We start from the raw sequence: 15,481 nt of genomic DNA, 5'->3' as shown, positions 1-15,481 counted from the left end.
TGCCTCTCCTGATTAAGCTGTGTAGCCGCTGATAGCGCGGTATGCGTTGACGTTCTGCTGAGTAGCGTCCATACGAGCCCAAGCGCTGTACTCAACCTGACCGTTAGCCGCCCGAGTCCACGGGTTGACAACTACGGTGATGTCCTTGACCTGACGACGTACGTAGCCCTCAGCGAGATCACCGAAGACACCCCAGTTAGTAGCTGCGTTAGTCGCAGTTGTGTAGCCAGAGAACGCCTGATCGATAGTGACCGGGTAACCCATGAGAGTTCCGCCACCAAGCTCAGTGCCCATGTTCTCAGAATCCGCACGCCATAGCGGGTCACCGGCTGCGTCCTTCATGCCCCGGAGATACGCAAGGCTTGTGTCAGAGAATGCCCAGCGGCAACGTCCACCCTGACGGTAAGCAGGATCGATGGAGTGGATGACCCGTAGAAGGTCGTCGTAGGTGATTGCAGCGCCGGTCATTTCAACGCCTGTCAACCCAGTCTGAATACCTAGCGGCTGACCTGAGCCAGTACCGGAGACAAGGTGAACAGCCTGAATGCGGGCGATACGCTCACCAAGCTTGCTAGAGATCAGACCCTCAACGTCGAATGCTGAGTCCTGTAGTAGCTCCCAAGAGACACGCAGAGGAACGTTGCCGCCACCACCCGCCATGTACTTGTAGGCGCCGAGATCAGCAGTACCAAGTACCATGTCAGCACCGGAAGCAAATGTTCCACCTTCAGCTACAATCTCACCGACGTTAGCGGTGTCATCAATTGTCGGCCACGGTAGGTTGTTACCAGAGTCAGTAGTGATGTTCTCGACTACCTCACCGACACCACCGAATGCCTTCATGCGGTCAACTAGCTTCTGTCGGAAGCCTTCAGGAACGGTGTATCCACCTTCGGTGTTGCTGGTTGACTGAGCACGAAGCTCAACAATGTCAGCGTTGTCCTTGCCGGTCCGTAGGTAGCTAGAGAACGCTCGCTCTAGTGTGTCGTCAGCCTTTGGCGCTGATCCGGTAACGAACTGACCGGGAGTTGCAACCTTATAAGCTGCGTGGCGCTTCTGTACTTCGTCAACCTTGCGAGCGGCGACTAGCTTGACCTCTAGCGCTTCGTAGCGCTCAGCCTGTTCGTCGGTGAGACCCGGTCCGCCGGATGCCTCTGAAGCCGCAGCTTCGTCAATAATTGCCTGTAGGGCAGCGAGAAGTTCGTCAATTGTCATAGCAGTCGCCCTCCTGAGGCGTTAAGTGCCCGGTAGCGGGCTAATACAAGTCGACCCCGGAGTGAGACCGGCTGAGTTGTTGGGAATGAGCGCAGGGTTACTGACGCGCCTTCGTAAGCTGGGAATGTCACTGGTGAAACGTCTAGTAGTCGAGCAACTGAGGTGTGAGTACGTACCCGGCGACCCTCGACTGTTGACCACTCATCATCACCGGGCACGAATGCGAAACTCGCACCGCTGATATCTCCACGCTCAGCAAGTACCTGAACGTCTCGACCAAGTGTTGTGTCGGGTAGGTCTACCTCGAACTCCAACCCTTCAGAGTCCGTACCTAGCCGCAGCGTGCCTGATGACTGACGCCCTAGTAGGTGGTCGGGGTTGTGGTTCCACAGAGCGCGGACGTCGGTAGCGGCATCATCAAGCACCCGCTTGAACGCAGTAGCCGAGATGACTTCTAGGTGACCCGGCATTTGTGCAGCCTGATCGAACACCGACGCGTGACCGCGAAGCAGACGACCTTTCAACTCCGTGCGGAGCAGTACGTCAAACCGCTGCAATGTCATCAGGCTGCTCCTGCTTGTGATGGTGGGACTGCTCCCGGAGGTGTTCGTGCTAGGTCGGCATCGGGGCCGGGTAGTGGAGGTAGGTTGCGGATTCGTCGTGCTTCGTTGAGCGTCAGCAATCCAGCGTTGACCTGCGAGATAAGAAGAGTGATCTCGTCTTCGGGTGACGGCTGGACGAACGCGGTGTAGTCGAACTCAACAGAGCGAGAAGACGAGATCAATGGTGATAGACGCTGCTCAATACGGTTAGTCCACGGAGTCAGCGTGTAGCGGGCTAGTCCCCGGTTCTGCTCAGCGATGCCCTGACCCCATGAAGTTGACTTCTCTGTCAACCCGAGTAGGTGGGGTGGCACTCCGAACCAGCGGCCTACCTCATCGATGGAGAAGACCCGAGACTCTAGGAACTGTGCGTCTGCCGCACTCATTGACCACTGCTGGAACTTCAGCTTGCGGTTGATTACTGCGATGTCACCGGCGTTCTCTACGCCTGTCATAGCCCGGTTGACGGTGTCCTTTACTACCCTGGCTTCGTCTTCGGTCAGGTCGTCTTCAGGGGTGACAACACCGGACACCATTGAGCCGTTGCTGAACAGCCGGTTAGCCGCGCGGTCACCCTGAAGGCCAGTACCCAAGCTCAGCCGGGCCAGCGTGATAGGCGAGATACCGCGAACTCCGTCTAGTGACAGCCCCGGGATGTAAGTCATTGTCGTAGCGTCGAACTCGCGTCGGGTGCCGTCATCTAGTCGCACCGTCATTCGTCGCCCACCAGGAACGTCAGCGTCGGCTTCAACCTGAACAGCGTGGGGATGAATGGGGTTGAGTCCGATCAACTGCCCACCGCCACCGTAGATGTGCTGTAGCGGCGCAGCTCCGTGAAGGAGTAGGTAGACGGTTACTAGTTCCTTCCATTCAAAGGTCGTCCAGCGGTCTAGCCCGGGGCGGTCGAGGAATGAGGAAGCGCGGACCTTGTTATCGGTAGCCGGATCGGTTTCTAGCGTCCGAAGTGGGAGTGAGCCGATAGCACCGGAGACAAGCGAGACAGCGCGGAAGACAGCACTGAGTGTCATTGCTGAGTGCTCGCTTACAGATGGTCCGTCACCGTAACCGGGATACCCCAGTAGGGACGCGATAGCGGGGTCAGCAATAGATACTGAGCGCTTTTCGGCCGCTTCCTCGTCAGCCCACAAATCGGTCCACCATCCCATGTGCTAATTGTATCAAGAAATTGCCGTAGAATTGGCTTATGGGTATTGAAGCATCTGTTACCGCCGCTATCGGCGATGTCGCTGCAAGCGATCAGGCAGCCGTTGAGTTGGCTGTCAGCTACGCGAGGGCTATTGACGAAGGCGCAGAACTTCACAAGATCGGGCCGTTGCTGCTGTCCGCGCTGGAAGCCCTATTGCTGACACCCAGAGCACGCGCCGCAGCATTGAAGAAGGGCACCGATGACAAACCAGCCGCTAACCCTCTCGACGAACTCAGGGAGCGACGTGCTAGGCGTGACGGTGCCCCGGCTGTGGACACCACCGCTTCGTGAGCTGACGCCTGAGACTAGCTACGGGTTCGACGTAATTGACTTTGCGCGCGACGTACTGAACGAGCCGCTAGACCCGTGGCAGGAATGGACAGTCATCCACACGGGGGAGTTGCTACCTGATGGACGGCCGCGGTTCCGGGTTGTGCTTGTTCTCGTCAGTCGTCAGCAGGGAAAGACACATCTACTGAAGGTGCTGACGTTGTTCTGGCTATTCGTAGAGCAGCAACGCCTAGTGCTGGGGACGTCAACCAACCGGGACTACGCCAAGGAAGCGTGGCTCGCAGCGGCTGACCTAGCTACGGATGTCGAGTTCCTGCGTGATGAAGTAGCCGATGTTAGGAAGGCGAACGGCTCAGAGACCATCACTACGACTGCCGGCTGTCGCTACAAGATCGCTGCAAGCAACCGGCGTGGTGGTAGGTCCCTGACGATCAACCGGCTGATCCTTGACGAACTCCGTGAGCACGCTTCGTGGGACGCCTGGAACGCATCGGTCAACGCCACTAACGCCGTTCCGTCCGCACAGGTCTACGCGATCTCCAACCAGGGTGACGATTCCTCTGTAGTGCTGGACGCTCTACGGACTCCTGCGCTGGACCACATCGAACGTGGCGGAGGTGATGAGCGGCTTGGGTTGTTCGAGTACTCAGCGCCGGACGGGAGTTCACCTGATGACCCCGAAGCTCTCGCCCAAGAGCAATGCTTGAAACCTGTGGATGACCTGGAGGGGCCGTACCCTTCCGGTGATCTTGAGGCCATCAAGCAAGATCGGCGCGCCAACGCCGGTCGGAAGGGTACGACCCGTGCTCACCGTAGTTCCTGGAGCTGCCGACGCCGATGACCCCCGCCGCGAAGGCGGCGGTTCGGGTCTGATCGACGAGCTCGTCCGCGAGGGCGCCCGCCGGATGCTGGCCGAAGCCTTGCAGGCCGAGGTCGACGACTACATCGCCCGATTCGCCGCCGAGCGCGACGAGCACGGCCGGCGGCTGGTGGTGCGCAACGGCACCCACCAGCCCCGCGAGGTCCTGACCAGCGCCGGAGCGGTCGAGGTGGTCGTGCCGCGGGTCAACGACCGGCGCACCGACCCCGAGACGGGCGAGCGTCGGCGGTTCTCCTCGGCGATCCTGCCGCCGTGGTGCCGCAAGACCCCGAAGATCACCGAGGTGTTGCCGCTTCTCTACCTGCACGGCCTGTCCACCAGCGACTTCGTGCCCGCCCTGGGCCAGTTCCTCGGCTCGACCGCCGGGCTGTCCGCGCCGGTGATCACGAAGCTGACCGAGACCTGGAAGGCCGAGCAGCGCACCTTCGCCGCCCGTGACCTGTCCGGCGCGGACTACGTCTACCTGTGGGCCGACGGGATCCACGTCAACATCCGCTTGGAGGAGCACAAGCTGTGCCTGCTGGTGCTGATCGGGGTCCGCGCGGACGGGCGCAAGGAACTCGTCGCCCTGGCCGACGGCTACCGGGAGTCGACCGAGTCCTGGGCGGACCTGCTGCGTGACTGCGCGCGGCGCGGGATGCGCGCCCCCGTGCTCGCGGTCGGCGACGGCGCCCTGGGGTTCTGGGGCGCGCTACGCGAGGTGTTCCCCACGACACGGGAGCAGCGCTGCTGGTTCCACAAGATCGCCAATGTGCTGGGTGCTCTACCCAAGAGCGCGCATCCCGGGGCGAAGAAGGCGCTTGCGGAGATCTGGAACGCCGAGGACCGACGCCACGCCCTCGACGCGGTGAAGGCGTTCGAGGCCGCCTACGGGGCCAAGTTCCCCAAGGCGGTCGCAAAGATCACCGACGATGTCGAGGTGTTGTTGGCGGTCTACGACTTCCCGGCCGAGCACTGGATCCACCTGCGCACGACCAACCCGATCGAGTCGACCTTCGCCACCGTCCGGCACCGCACGAAGATCACCCGCGGGCCCGGGTCGCGGGCGGCCGGGCTGGCGATGGCGTTCAAGCTCATCGAGGCCGCCCAGGACCGCTGGCGCGCGGTGAACGGCCCGCACCTGGTCGCCCTCGTCCGCGCAGGCGCCCTGTTCGTCAACGGCAAGCTCGTCGAACGACCCGACGACCACCACCAACCAGCAGCCGCCTAAAAGATCTTCATCCACAGGTCTTGACTATTGCTCCTCGCCCAAGCCAACCCGCAGCTAGGACGCAGGACGTCACTGGACACGTTGGTAGGTGCGGCTCGACGGGCTATGGCGGCCGGTGGCGAGGAACTAGCGGGGTTCCGTACCGAGGTGCTGTGCCAGCGGGTGAGCCTTCTAGACCCGGCTATCGACCCTGACCGGTGGACTAACGGCGGTACTGACAAGCCGCTCGATCTAGCCGCTATCCGGTCGAGGGTCGCGCTGTGTGTCGACGTCAGCCTTGATGGTTCGCACGCCTCACTGGTGGCTGCTGCGGTTGTCGATGACCGGGTGCACGTCGAAGTGGTGGCGGCGTGGGATGGCTACGGCTGCATGAAGCAAGTCCGTGCTGAGCTTCCTGAGTTCGTCCGGCGCGTCAACCCGAGAGCTATCGGCTGGTTCCCTGGTGGCCCTGCTGCTTCCCTAGCCGCTGACCTACGTGAGCACCGTGGGTGGCCGCCGCGTGGTGTCGTGCTGGAAGAGATCAAGGGTGACGTCACGGCGGTTTGCATGGGACTCGCTGAGAGGGTCGTTGCTGGGGCTGTAGTCCACCCTAGGGACCCGATGCTGACGGCGCATATCAACTCAGCTCAGAAGCTCCGACGCGGTGACGCGTACATCTACGCCCGTCGCGGGACCGGTGCTATTGATGGCGCCTACGCGCTAGCCGGTGCGGTACATCTCGCCCGGACGCTTCCTGCTGCTCTGTCACCGCTGACTGCCCTCTGAGGGAGAGAGTTTGGACGGGGCGGGGTGTTGGAGTCCCAAAATTCCTCTGAACTTTTTGACCGGGACCCGGTTCCAAAATTATTCCTGATTACCAATTGCTAATCTTGCGTGGCTTTGGCTTGTGTCTGCTTGGCTCGTTAATGTGTCCGTTGCAGGCAGCACAGCAGGCTACTAGGTAGCGTGGATCGTCACCGGTTACCGCTCTACCTAGAACGTGGTGAGCTACTTCCGCTGTACCTGTGCAGACTCCGTCGATATGTACCTGGCACTTACCCCCGGTGGCTACCCGGTTATCCCGTAATACCCCCGCCCTGATACGCCGCCATCTACGTGTACTCCCTTTGTCCCATGAGCCCACTTGTATAACCTAAACCTTTCAGTAGTTGGATTGCTAGCTATCAGCATAAAGTGCAGTGGATCTTTCAAGCAGTCAGTTGATCTATAGCTGAGCGCCTACTTGAAAGATCCACTACACATTGTCCTGATAGTCAGTAGCTATGCGTAAACAACCTAGAGGCTGGTTGCTCGGTGGGCACCTGACGTGGCTTCATGATCCGGTTGAGGTGCACGAGGTACGCGGCCTGAACCGCTCCGAATACTGCGGCTGTAATGAGTGTGAGTGTCATTTGCTTGCTCCGATTTCGGTTACGAACTGTGTGGTTGATGAGCTAACGGTGTTGATGGCGGAAGCTGCTGTAGTAGGTGCGTTGACGATGAAGAGTCCGACGAAGATCAGGACTACGTAACTGAATACTTTCTTGCTCATCTGAGGGTCCCGGTTGCCCGTGATCGAGCGCTAAGCGGTAGTTTCGGTGCACTTAGTTGAGTAACGGGCCTGACGTGGTTCTTTGTGAAGAGGCCCAACGTGCGCCGGTGAGCAGCGATCCAGCGGGGTAGTTGCATTTCAGCGTTCATCGGTTGTCTCCTAGGTTGTTTAGATTGTGCTGACGGCGAGCCAGGGCTAACGTGGTTAGGTCATCTTTGGTGATTAGTGGATTGTAGAGACATGCGAGTTCCATGGGGTACAAACATCCATCGATGCCCTGAATTACGGGATGGGCGTCCATGCATGACGTAGGTTCGGTCCAGCCAATGATGAGTTTCTTGACAAGGGCTTCTTTGTCGCTGTAGATCAACCATAGCGGGTAGGGCTGCGGGATGAATGACCTGATCATTTCTTATCTCCTTCTAGGCTACGTAGGTATTCGATGATGAGGCGTCGTGCCAGGCTGCTTGCACTGGTGTAATCGCGGGATGCCGCAACGGCGAACTCTGCTTTAAGTTCTGGACTGACTGCGACCTGAATGGTTGTGGTTTTCTTGTTTTCTCTCATATGTAAATACTAACACTAAGTTCTACTAATAAATGCTTATTCGATAGACTGAATGGGTGACATTGAGAAACCCCGTCACTCTGGCTTGAATGACGGGGCTTCGTTGAACTTTGGCTATTATTCACTTTAGGGGTCGGTTCTCCCCCCTAAGGGGTGGGAGGTGAACTGAATAAGTGAATAATTCAGTTGAACTGAATAAGCCCTGGTCAGTGGGCTGTCCAAACTGAACTTTTGTTCACTTCGAACTGAATAACTGAACTTTTGTTCACTTCGAACGGACCAACTGAATAATTTAGTTGTACAACCTGTCGGCGGGACGATCGTCATGAGCCCGGTAGCGCGTGTCCCCTGCGATGTCTTTGTCTTTCCAGATGCGCTCTGAGTCAATCAGCTCATGCCATACCGGATTGAAAGAGCTTGGGCTGGCTAGTCCCCTGTAGCCGATGGAGTCGCAGTGCGTCTTAACCAGGCTGTGACCAACAGTCATCGTCTTAACGCCTCCTGAGTCGCGCAGTACGGCCAGTACAATGTCAGCCTTAGAGATTGAGGGTAGAGGCTCAATGACGGTCTTGTTAGGGCCGTAGAGGCTGATCTCTGCGAGCACTAGTGAGGTGACCTTGTCGCCGTCCTCATCAAGCCGTGGCGCACCGGTGCTGTCTACGAGGTCAACAACTCGTACAGAAGTCTTGATCTCGCGTTCTTCACCGTCCTTCTGCTTATCGGCACGGATGGTGACGTTCATCTTTGTTGACTCGCCGTCACCCCTCTCAACGGCTAGCTCAGTTGTCAGCGCTCCCTTGACACCTACAGCTCCACGGCCGTCATTACCAGCCTTAGCCCGGTGGTGGATGAGCACTCCGCAGCAACCGGACTCAGTACGCATCTGTTCTAGGTAGTCCACGAAGACACCCATATCAGTGTTGGAGTTTTCTTCACGGCCGACAGATACCCGCGCCTGAGTGTCTAGAACAATGAGCGCCGGTCGGTACTTAGCTACGAGCGCAATGAACGGCGCCCACTCATTGGGATCACCAACCTGTACCGGCTTAGGCAGAATCATCAACTGACTCTTCGGGATGCGAGCACCGTTGTTGAACTCCTGCTCCCACGCTCTTACCCGCTGCTGAAAGCCTGAGATGCCCTCAGCGACGATGTAGAGCACTAGCCCCTGGTCTACCCGGTTGCCTCTCCATGTCCGTCCTAGAGCTACGTGACAAGCCATATCGAGAATGACAAATGTCTTGTAGTGCCCTGAGTGGCCGTGGATTCGGGCTAGGGAGTCTTTGTAAAGCCAGTTCTTAATGAGCGGGATGCGCGGTGGTAGGTCATCCAGGTCAGCCGATGAGAGAAGCTGAGCTTCTAGTTTTGCTAGTGCGGATTCACTGACCGAAGCGACGTCAATTGTTCGAGTCTTAGGCTTCATGAATTCATCACGACGCGCTCTTGCGTCTGCCATTGACATGACTACTGAGTTGGGCTCTGTTGAGGGCTGAGATGGCCCTAGAGACGGTAGATCAGACACGGTGGTCTCCTAGTGAGGGTAGTCGTTTCGGAGCGTGCACAACGTGCTCTGAGGGGTCGTAATCAAGTGCTGCGTTCAATGCCCATAGTTCGTTTCGCTCAGCTTCGGACTCTCGTCCACCACCGGTAGCAGCATCGAACCAGGCGCGTAGAGACTCAGTCGCCATCTCAGCGGAGTAGCAACCAGCCATGACATCCCGGTACGCCCAGCAGAGCGCCTTTAGGTGGATGTCGTGTCGTGCTTCACCAGCGGCCTGTAGTACCTCCACCTGATCGAGCACGACGTTAAAGAGGTGCGGGTGTGTGCCCCCTTCAAAAGTCTCGATGAACTCGCGTAGCTCTGCGCCTCCATAGCTGTAGGGGCTCTTGTCAGATGCGTCAGGTAGGAGGTCAGCGATAGACGCTGGAAGTACGGGTACTGCTCCTGTGCTCTCCCAGCGGTATAGACCGTTGTCCCAGCTATCCTCGTGCTTAGTCGGTGAGACGATGATGACGCCGTTCTCACCGCGAACGTCACCCCATCCACCAGCCAGCATCCCTAGTGAGTTGCCGATATTGCGACCGGCAGGCTGAGTGAAGATGTAGTGACCCTTACGAGGAATGTTCGTCCGGCTGCTCTGCCACGGTGGTGTAGTGACGAACAACGGGCCATATAGCGGGTGGTCCTCAGTGACCTTGTCCGGGTGGTCAACGTCGATAACCACAGCTCCTGAGCGGCCACAGTGCAGCGCGATACCGCGCGGGCCGTTGAAGTAGTGGAACCAATCGGCGATGACGGCAGGGTCGCGGGATGACTTAGTTTCCCAGCCTCCACCGAGTACAGAGCCAGGGTGCTTAGTCGACTGCTTGACTGGGATGATGAACCAACCCGCTTCTGCGTACGCAAGCGCTGCATCAAGCATTGGAGTTTCTGGTGTAACTAGCGGGATGCGTAGTTCGTTATCTGATACCATTGACTTGTCCATGAGAGTAGTAGTAGCCCCTGGGAGTGATGCCCCGGGGGTTTCCTTATTTAGCGGTGCAAGTGTCCCGAGTGCCATTACTCGCACCCCATGCCCTGAGGAATCTTGTAGTTGAACGGCTTAGCAAGAGAGTTAGCGTCGAATAGCTGTTCTAGCGGAACACCCAGGATCTCAGGAAGCTTCTCCCGAGTGATCTCGCATGGGTGAGTTCGTCCCTCTAGCGTCCTCTGTAGCCGTAGGTACGGGATTCCCATAGCCTTAGCTGTACGGGTAACTTTGCGCTTCTGATCCTTCATGATCTGTCGTGCTGGCTGGTCTTCCCAACTTAGTGTCATTTTGTTCTCCTTGTGTTTTTGGGTATGAAAAGAGAATAGCATAATATATCGATTCATTGCGGCTACTTGTCACCATTACCTGAGATGTTTCTCAGCAAACACAAAACACCCCGAACAACTGTTCCGCACAGTCATTCGGGGGTTCTGTTCCTATTGTGTCACATCTGTGTCAGTACTTGTCGCTGATGCGGTGTCGTTTGTGCGCTTCCTGTGCTCTCGTGACGGCCGCTGAGGCTGCATACCTGTCAACCATCTGACGCGACCTCCAACCCGCGAGACGTAGAAGGTCTGTCTCGTTCCCACCTGCGGAAAGCCAGTCATGGGCGAACTGGTGACGGAACCTGTGCGGGTGAACGCCTGTTACACCGGCTTGTGCGCCCCGTCGCGTCAACATCTGCCGCACACCGGAGTCAGTTACACAGCCCTTCGGCCCGACCCACAAGAAGCTGTTACACGCCTGGTTGTGTGTCGCACGAACTCTGATGTAACGGCGCAGTGCTTCAGCCGGGCGATCACCGAACACAACTGTTCTGTCACGCCGTCCCTTCCCTGTTACAAGGATTGTGCGACTCGTGAAATCGATGTCACAAAGCTGAATGCCGACCAGTTCTGTAACACGAATCCCTGTGTCAAGCAGAACGCGTAACAGCGCTGTGTCACGCAGAGCCTCGAACGTCCGGCCCCGACACACGTGTAACAGCCGCCCAACTTCCTCAGCGGTCAGCAGCGGTACGGGCTGCTCAGGTACGTGCGGCGGACGCATCTTGATGAACGGGCTGATCTCGATGACCTCTTCGTCAACCAGGAACCTGAAGAGCTGTTGCAGCGTCCGGTAGACCTTGGCGACGTAGGCGGGGGAGTAGGGCTTGCTAGCCGTTGAGAGGTGCGCCAGGTAGCTCTGTACATCTCGCCTGGTCAGCCCTGAGCGCTCACCACACCAAGCTGCGTAGGCCGTACCCACCTTCAGGTAGTCCTCAACGGTCCGTGGTGCTCGGTTGCGGATGATCAGGTTGAGCTTCCAGTCATCGAGAAGTGTTGCGTCCACAGTGGAACTCCCGGGGTTGGAGAGACCCGAGGATTGCAAGCTACGAGAGCACTGCTCCACGGGAGTTTTCCCAGCTCAGGGGGCAACTCGTGGCGCAGGTACAGGCAAGTGCTTTTAATCCGCGGGTTCGGGGTTCGATCCCCCGGGGGCCCACCCTCCATCCTGGTCGGCACGTCGACCCCGGCCGACGTTCGAGATCACGGCCTTCTTCGTCGTCAGGGCCGTCCGGTCCGACGATCCTTCGAGTAGGTGGGGTGCCCCGAGGCTCCCGATCGTGGACGAGTCCCGCCGCTGCTGTCGTCGTCTCGTCGTTCGAGGATGCGGGCGGGTCCGGGACTCATCGCCGGCCGTGATGTCCGGGCAGGCGCTCACGGCTGAGAGGGGCGATGACCGCGTTCCGCGGAACGCTCGAGGTTCGCGGTGCTGCAGTGCCGCCCGCCGGACCCGGTGGCCAAGCGGCCGGCGGGCTGCTTCGCTCGCGCCCGGCCGTGTACGGGGCCGACTGCCGCCACTCCGCGCTGGACGATCACGAACGTGGCCGGAGCACCAGGAGTACGTGACGGTTGCGGTGAGGTCCGCGATGAAGCTCGGAGCACCGGTGAGCACGTCGTCGTTCACCCGCACGACTAGGCCTGCTCCCGACCCGTCGCCGCGATCACCTGCGTCAGCACGGCGTGGAGGGCCTCGAGGTCGGCCAACGGCATCCCGAGCCGCTCGACGACGGCGGGCGGGATCCGCTCCGCGTCGGCCCGCAGCGCGCGCCCCGCTGGGGTCAGCGTGACCGCGAGGGTGCGCTCGTCGCCCGGCACCCGCTGCCGCTGCAGCAGGCCCGCCGCCTCCAGCCGCTTCAGCAGCGGGGAGAGCGTCCCCGGGTCCAGCGCCAGCGCCGAGGCCAGCTCGGTGCCCGAGCGCGGCGTCTTCTCCCAGAGCGCCAGCATCACCAGGTACTGCGGGTGCGTCAGGCCCATCGGTTCCAGCAGCGGGCGGTAGAGGGCCACGACGTTGCGCGCCGCGACCGACAGCGCGAAGCACACCTGGCGGTCGAGCTGGAGCAGGTCTGGCGTGGGCACCCCGCGAGCGTACACTCTTGGTGTGCCAATGATTGGGGAGCCAAACATAGCTCCGGAGCGACCAGGGCCGTTCCGCTGGATCGCCTACGCGCACGGGTCCGGACTGCCGCAGCGCCACCGGTCGTGGGTCCTGCACGACGTCACGACCCGCACCTGGGCCGTGCGGCACCTCGTCCGTACGGCGGTGCAGCTGGCGCCGGTACTGCTCGTGCTGTACCTGCTGCTCCCCGGAGAGCCGTGGGCCCGGGGTGCCGCGGTCCTGGCCGGTGCCCTGCTCGGGTTCTTCTACTCCGGCGCGTACCTCTACGAGTCCGCCGAGCACCGGGCGATCAAGGCCGGCTACCCGCGTGGCCGCGCCGGGGAGGTCCGGGGTGCGGCGCGCGGCGACGACGCCGCCCGGGCGCAGCGGTACCGGCAGAGGTGGCGCACCTGAGTCTCGGCGGCCCGCGGGGCACCGGTCCTCGTCGTGTTCAGCCGCAGGGCGAGGTCGGCGTGCAGGCCGTCGATGTCCATCGCGCTGCGCAGCCGGGGCGGGCGCGGCCGGCGATGCGCTCGCGCAGGTCGGGCCGGTTGCGGGGTCCGGTCAGCGCGGCCCGGGCCGACAGCACGCCCGGGTAGGACTCGACCGTCGGCGGCGAAGGCGTCGGCGGCGTCGTCGGAGTCGATGGTGGTGCCCCGGTCCACACGACCCCGTCCGCGATGTCGAGGTCCCCGCGCAGCTCGGGTTCCCGCGGCAGGCGGTGGCGCCCGACCGGGGCCGACGCGGAACGCCTGCCCGCGAGCCGGAACGCGGACGGGCGGAAGATTCCCCGAAACAGGTGCGCTGAGGATGTCGAGACCGACCCGGCGGCTCCGTCCCAGGGGCACGAGCGGCCACCGGGGCCGCACCACGACAGGGAGAACACCATGGCGAAGTACCTGCTCCTCAAGCACTACCGCGGCGCCCCCACCCCGCCCAACGACGTCCCGATGGACCGGTGGACCCCGCAGGAGGTCGAGGACCACATCACGTACATGAACGATTTCGCCGCCCGGCTCGAGGGGACCGGTGAGTACGTCGACAGCCAGGCGCTCTCGCCCGAGGGCACGTTCGTCCGCTCCGACGGCGAGGGCCGCCCACCGGTCACCGACGGGCCGTTCGCCGAGACCAAGGACCTGATCGCCGGCTGGATGATCATCGACGTCGAGGACTACGACCGGGCCCTGGTCCTCGCCGGCGAACTGTCCGCCGCCCCCGGGGCCGGTGGTGAGCCGATCCACGAGTGGCTCGAGCTGCGCCCGTTCATGGGGTCGGCCCCGACCGTCACCGAGTGACCGTGCTGGACGAACCGCTGCTGCGGGAGCTGACCCCCGCGGTGATCGGCGTCCTCGTCCGTCGCGGGGTCGACTTCGCGACGGCCGAGGACGCCGTGCAGGACGCGCTCCTGCAGGCCGCGCTGACGTGGCCGGACGGGCAGCCGGCCGACCCCAAGGGCTGGCTCGTCACGGTGGCGTGGCGGAAGTTCCTCGACGTCCGCCGCTCCGAGGTCTCGCGTCGGACGAGGGAGCAGCGGGTCGAGGACGAGCCCCCGCCCGGACCGGCCGGGTCCGCCGACGACACGTTGGCGCTGTTCTTCCTCTGCGCCCACCCGTCGTTGACGGCGGCGTCCGCCGTGGCCCTCACACTGCGCGCGGTCGGTGGCCTGACGACCCGGCAGATCGCCGCCGCGTACCTCGTGCCGGAGGCGACGATGGCGCAGCGGATCAGCCGGGCCAAGCGCACGGTCGGCGACGTGCGGTTCGACCGGCCGGGCGACCCGGCGACCGTCCGACGGGTGCTCTACCTCGTCTTCAACGAGGGCTACACCGGCGACGTCGACCTGGCGGCCGAGGCGATCCGGCTCACCCGGCAGTTGGCGCGGACGGCGGGTGACGAGGAGACCGCGGGGCTGCTGGCGCTGATGCTGCTGCACCACGCCCGGCGTCCCGCCCGGACCGCGGCCGACGGCAGCCTCGTCCCGTTGACCGAGCAGGACCGATCTCGGTGGGACACCGCACTCATCGCCGAGGGCGTGGCGATCCTGCAGGCGGCGCTGGGCCGCGACCGGCTCGGGGAGTTCCAGGCCCAGGCCGCGATCGCCGCGCTGCACGCCGACGCGCCGCGTGCGGAGGAGACCGACTGGCCGCAGATCGTCGGCTGGTACGACGAACTGCTGCGGCTCAACGGGAGCCCGGTCGTGGCGCTCAACCGGGCCGTGGCGGTCGGCGAGGCCGACGGCGCGGCGGCCGGGCTCGCCGCTCTGGCCGCGGTGGACCCGGCGGTGCCCCGCCACACCGCCGCGTCGGCCCATCTCCACGAGAAGGCGGGCGACCTGTCCGCCGCGGCACGGCTGTACGCGGACGCGGCCCGGTCCGCGTCGACCCTCGCCGAGCGCCACCACCTCACCCGGCAGGCGGCCCGGATCAGCCAGGCGCTGCGCGGCTGAGCCGGTCCGGGGCCGAGCGATGGGATCGATCGCTGGGGTCAGCCGGAGGTCGTCGGGTCCGTCGAGATGATGCCGGGCTCGGGCGCGTCGTTCACATCCCCGGTGTTGACGCGGCCCCCTTCCGGCCAGGCCACTCGCTCGGTCGCATGCTGAGACGCCTTCCGTCGGGCCGCGTTGGCGTGCCTGCGGACGGCGCGGGCGTGGGCGCGGTCGAGGAGGCCGCGGACGTCGGGCCAGGTCGTGTCCGGGTTGAGCACGCACGCCCAGTGCCGGCCGCCGTAGGTCGGGTGGGGGAGCAGGACGTCCGGTGCGGTGAGGTCGTGCTGACCGTCGTCGGGGAAGCGTCGGGCGAACTCGTCCTTCGTCAGCCCCACGTTGAGGCGGAACACGCCGGGTCGGTCGAGGTCGGACCCGTCGTCGTAGGCGTTCGAGGTGACGATCGTGGCCCACGGCATCTTGCGCGCGTCGGGCAGGTCGCGGTCGGGATCGTGCACGAAGAACAGGTCGCCGTTCGCCTCGAGGACGTCCGTCCCGGGCAGGGTGTCGACGATGTGGCGCCGGATCGCTGCGAAGTCCATGG

Annotated in this window: 16 protein-coding genes; 7 read left to right on the top strand and 9 right to left on the bottom strand. The window is 62.2% G+C overall.

The genetic code is table 11. The features are described 5' to 3' along the window. Positions 1-12: 12 nt before the first annotated feature. Genes I4I81_RS21885 through I4I81_RS21875 form a run of 3 tightly spaced genes read right to left on the bottom strand, consistent with a single transcriptional unit; the run spans position 13 to position 2,983 of the window. The gene (locus tag I4I81_RS21885; RefSeq protein WP_218603955.1) at positions 13-1,215 is read right to left on the bottom strand and encodes a phage major capsid protein; all 1,203 of its coding nucleotides are present in this window, start codon (positions 1,213-1,215) and stop codon (positions 13-15) included. Beyond that, the gene (locus tag I4I81_RS31640) at positions 1,212-1,778 is read right to left on the bottom strand and encodes an HK97 family phage prohead protease (protein WP_218603954.1); all 567 of its coding nucleotides are present in this window, start codon (positions 1,776-1,778) and stop codon (positions 1,212-1,214) included. The genes I4I81_RS21885 and I4I81_RS31640 overlap by 4 nt, the downstream gene beginning before the upstream one ends. After that, positions 1,778-2,983, bottom strand: coding sequence for a phage portal protein (locus I4I81_RS21875; protein WP_218603953.1), 1,206 nt, complete (start codon positions 2,981-2,983; stop codon positions 1,778-1,780). The genes I4I81_RS31640 and I4I81_RS21875 overlap by 1 nt, the downstream gene beginning before the upstream one ends. A 38-nt stretch (positions 2,984-3,021) precedes the next feature. On the opposite strand from I4I81_RS21875, the gene I4I81_RS21870 reads away from it, so the two are divergent. The 4 genes from I4I81_RS21870 to I4I81_RS21855 all read left to right on the top strand — a co-directional run bounded on the left by I4I81_RS21870 (position 3,022) and on the right by I4I81_RS21855 (position 6,170). After that, entirely contained in the window at positions 3,022-3,315 is a 294-nt protein-coding gene (locus I4I81_RS21870) for a terminase small subunit (RefSeq protein WP_218603952.1), read from the top strand. Then, positions 3,278-4,156, top strand: coding sequence for a terminase large subunit domain-containing protein (locus tag I4I81_RS21865; RefSeq protein WP_218616293.1), 879 nt, complete (start codon positions 3,278-3,280; stop codon positions 4,154-4,156). The genes I4I81_RS21870 and I4I81_RS21865 overlap by 38 nt, the downstream gene beginning before the upstream one ends. Continuing rightward, positions 4,119-5,405, top strand: coding sequence for an IS256 family transposase (locus I4I81_RS21860; RefSeq protein WP_218606451.1), 1,287 nt, complete (start codon positions 4,119-4,121; stop codon positions 5,403-5,405). Before I4I81_RS21865 ends, I4I81_RS21860 begins: the two co-directional genes overlap by 38 nt. A gap of 162 nt (positions 5,406-5,567) precedes the next feature. Then, entirely contained in the window at positions 5,568-6,170 is a 603-nt protein-coding gene (locus I4I81_RS21855; protein WP_218616292.1) for a terminase large subunit domain-containing protein, read from the top strand. 1,171 nt (positions 6,171-7,341) lie between these two features. Here the strand turns inward: I4I81_RS21855 and I4I81_RS21850 are convergent. From I4I81_RS21850 to I4I81_RS21830, 5 genes are all read right to left on the bottom strand, one after another. Next, entirely contained in the window at positions 7,342-7,503 is a 162-nt protein-coding gene (locus tag I4I81_RS21850; protein ID WP_218602368.1) for a hypothetical protein, read from the bottom strand. Between the two features lie 292 nt (positions 7,504-7,795). Continuing rightward, positions 7,796-8,926 carry an AAA family ATPase gene (locus I4I81_RS21845; RefSeq protein WP_218602369.1) on the bottom strand — a complete coding sequence of 377 codons (1,131 nt, stop codon included), beginning with the start codon at positions 8,924-8,926 and terminating at the stop codon, positions 7,796-7,798. Positions 8,927-9,017: 91 nt separating this feature from the next. Beyond that, a complete protein-coding gene (locus tag I4I81_RS21840; protein ID WP_218602370.1) occupies positions 9,018-9,989 on the bottom strand; it encodes a bifunctional DNA primase/polymerase in 972 nt (323 codons plus the stop codon). 501 nt (positions 9,990-10,490) lie between these two features. Further along, positions 10,491-11,366, bottom strand: a complete 876-nt coding sequence (locus I4I81_RS21835; RefSeq protein WP_218602371.1) for a tyrosine-type recombinase/integrase — start codon at positions 11,364-11,366, stop codon at positions 10,491-10,493. A 626-nt stretch (positions 11,367-11,992) separates the two neighbouring features. Continuing rightward, positions 11,993-12,436 (bottom strand): MarR family winged helix-turn-helix transcriptional regulator, encoded by a 444-nt coding sequence (locus tag I4I81_RS21830; protein ID WP_226363503.1) that lies wholly within the window; start codon positions 12,434-12,436, stop codon positions 11,993-11,995. Positions 12,437-12,464: 28 nt separating this feature from the next. On the opposite strand from I4I81_RS21830, the gene I4I81_RS21825 reads away from it, so the two are divergent. From I4I81_RS21825 to I4I81_RS21815, 3 genes are all read left to right on the top strand, one after another. Further along, positions 12,465-12,869, top strand: coding sequence for a DUF5313 family protein (locus tag I4I81_RS21825; RefSeq protein ID WP_218602373.1), 405 nt, complete (start codon positions 12,465-12,467; stop codon positions 12,867-12,869). 473 nt (positions 12,870-13,342) lie between these two features. Next, positions 13,343-13,750: a YciI family protein gene (locus I4I81_RS21820; RefSeq protein WP_218602374.1), complete on the top strand. Its 408-nt coding sequence runs from the start codon at positions 13,343-13,345 to the stop codon at positions 13,748-13,750. Positions 13,751-13,755: 5 nt separating this feature from the next. Next, positions 13,756-14,901: an RNA polymerase sigma factor gene (locus I4I81_RS21815; RefSeq protein ID WP_218602383.1), complete on the top strand. Its 1,146-nt coding sequence runs from the start codon at positions 13,756-13,758 to the stop codon at positions 14,899-14,901. A gap of 38 nt (positions 14,902-14,939) precedes the next feature. Here I4I81_RS21815 and I4I81_RS21810 read toward each other — a convergent pair whose 3' ends face one another. Then, positions 14,940-15,479: a DUF6194 family protein gene (locus tag I4I81_RS21810; RefSeq protein WP_218602375.1), complete on the bottom strand. Its 540-nt coding sequence runs from the start codon at positions 15,477-15,479 to the stop codon at positions 14,940-14,942. Positions 15,480-15,481: the final 2 nt, after the last annotated feature.

This window comes from Pseudonocardia abyssalis, from assembly GCF_019263705.2.
Lineage (GTDB): Bacteria > Actinomycetota > Actinomycetes > Mycobacteriales > Pseudonocardiaceae > Pseudonocardia > Pseudonocardia abyssalis.
This window is presented reverse-complemented; position numbering and strand designations above follow the sequence as displayed.

Excerpts from the sequence above, each read along its gene's own strand:
- I4I81_RS21870 (WP_218603952.1), top strand. The coding sequence starts at position 3,022 with ATGGGTATTGAAGCATCTGTTACCGCCGCTATCGGCGATGTCGCTGCA.
- I4I81_RS21810 (WP_218602375.1), bottom strand. The coding sequence starts at position 15,479 with ATGGACTTCGCAGCGATCCGGCGCCACATCGTCGACACCCTGCCCGGG.
- I4I81_RS21845 (WP_218602369.1), bottom strand. The coding sequence starts at position 8,926 with ATGAAGCCTAAGACTCGAACAATTGACGTCGCTTCGGTCAGTGAATCC.
- I4I81_RS31640 (WP_218603954.1), bottom strand. The coding sequence starts at position 1,778 with ATGACATTGCAGCGGTTTGACGTACTGCTCCGCACGGAGTTGAAAGGT.
- I4I81_RS21850 (WP_218602368.1), bottom strand. The coding sequence starts at position 7,503 with ATGAGAGAAAACAAGAAAACCACAACCATTCAGGTCGCAGTCAGTCCA.
- I4I81_RS21820 (WP_218602374.1), top strand. The coding sequence starts at position 13,343 with ATGGCGAAGTACCTGCTCCTCAAGCACTACCGCGGCGCCCCCACCCCG.
- I4I81_RS21825 (WP_218602373.1), top strand. The coding sequence starts at position 12,465 with ATGATTGGGGAGCCAAACATAGCTCCGGAGCGACCAGGGCCGTTCCGC.
- I4I81_RS21875 (WP_218603953.1), bottom strand. The coding sequence starts at position 2,983 with ATGGGATGGTGGACCGATTTGTGGGCTGACGAGGAAGCGGCCGAAAAG.
- I4I81_RS21885 (WP_218603955.1), bottom strand. The coding sequence starts at position 1,215 with ATGACAATTGACGAACTTCTCGCTGCCCTACAGGCAATTATTGACGAA.
- I4I81_RS21840 (WP_218602370.1), bottom strand. The coding sequence starts at position 9,989 with ATGGACAAGTCAATGGTATCAGATAACGAACTACGCATCCCGCTAGTT.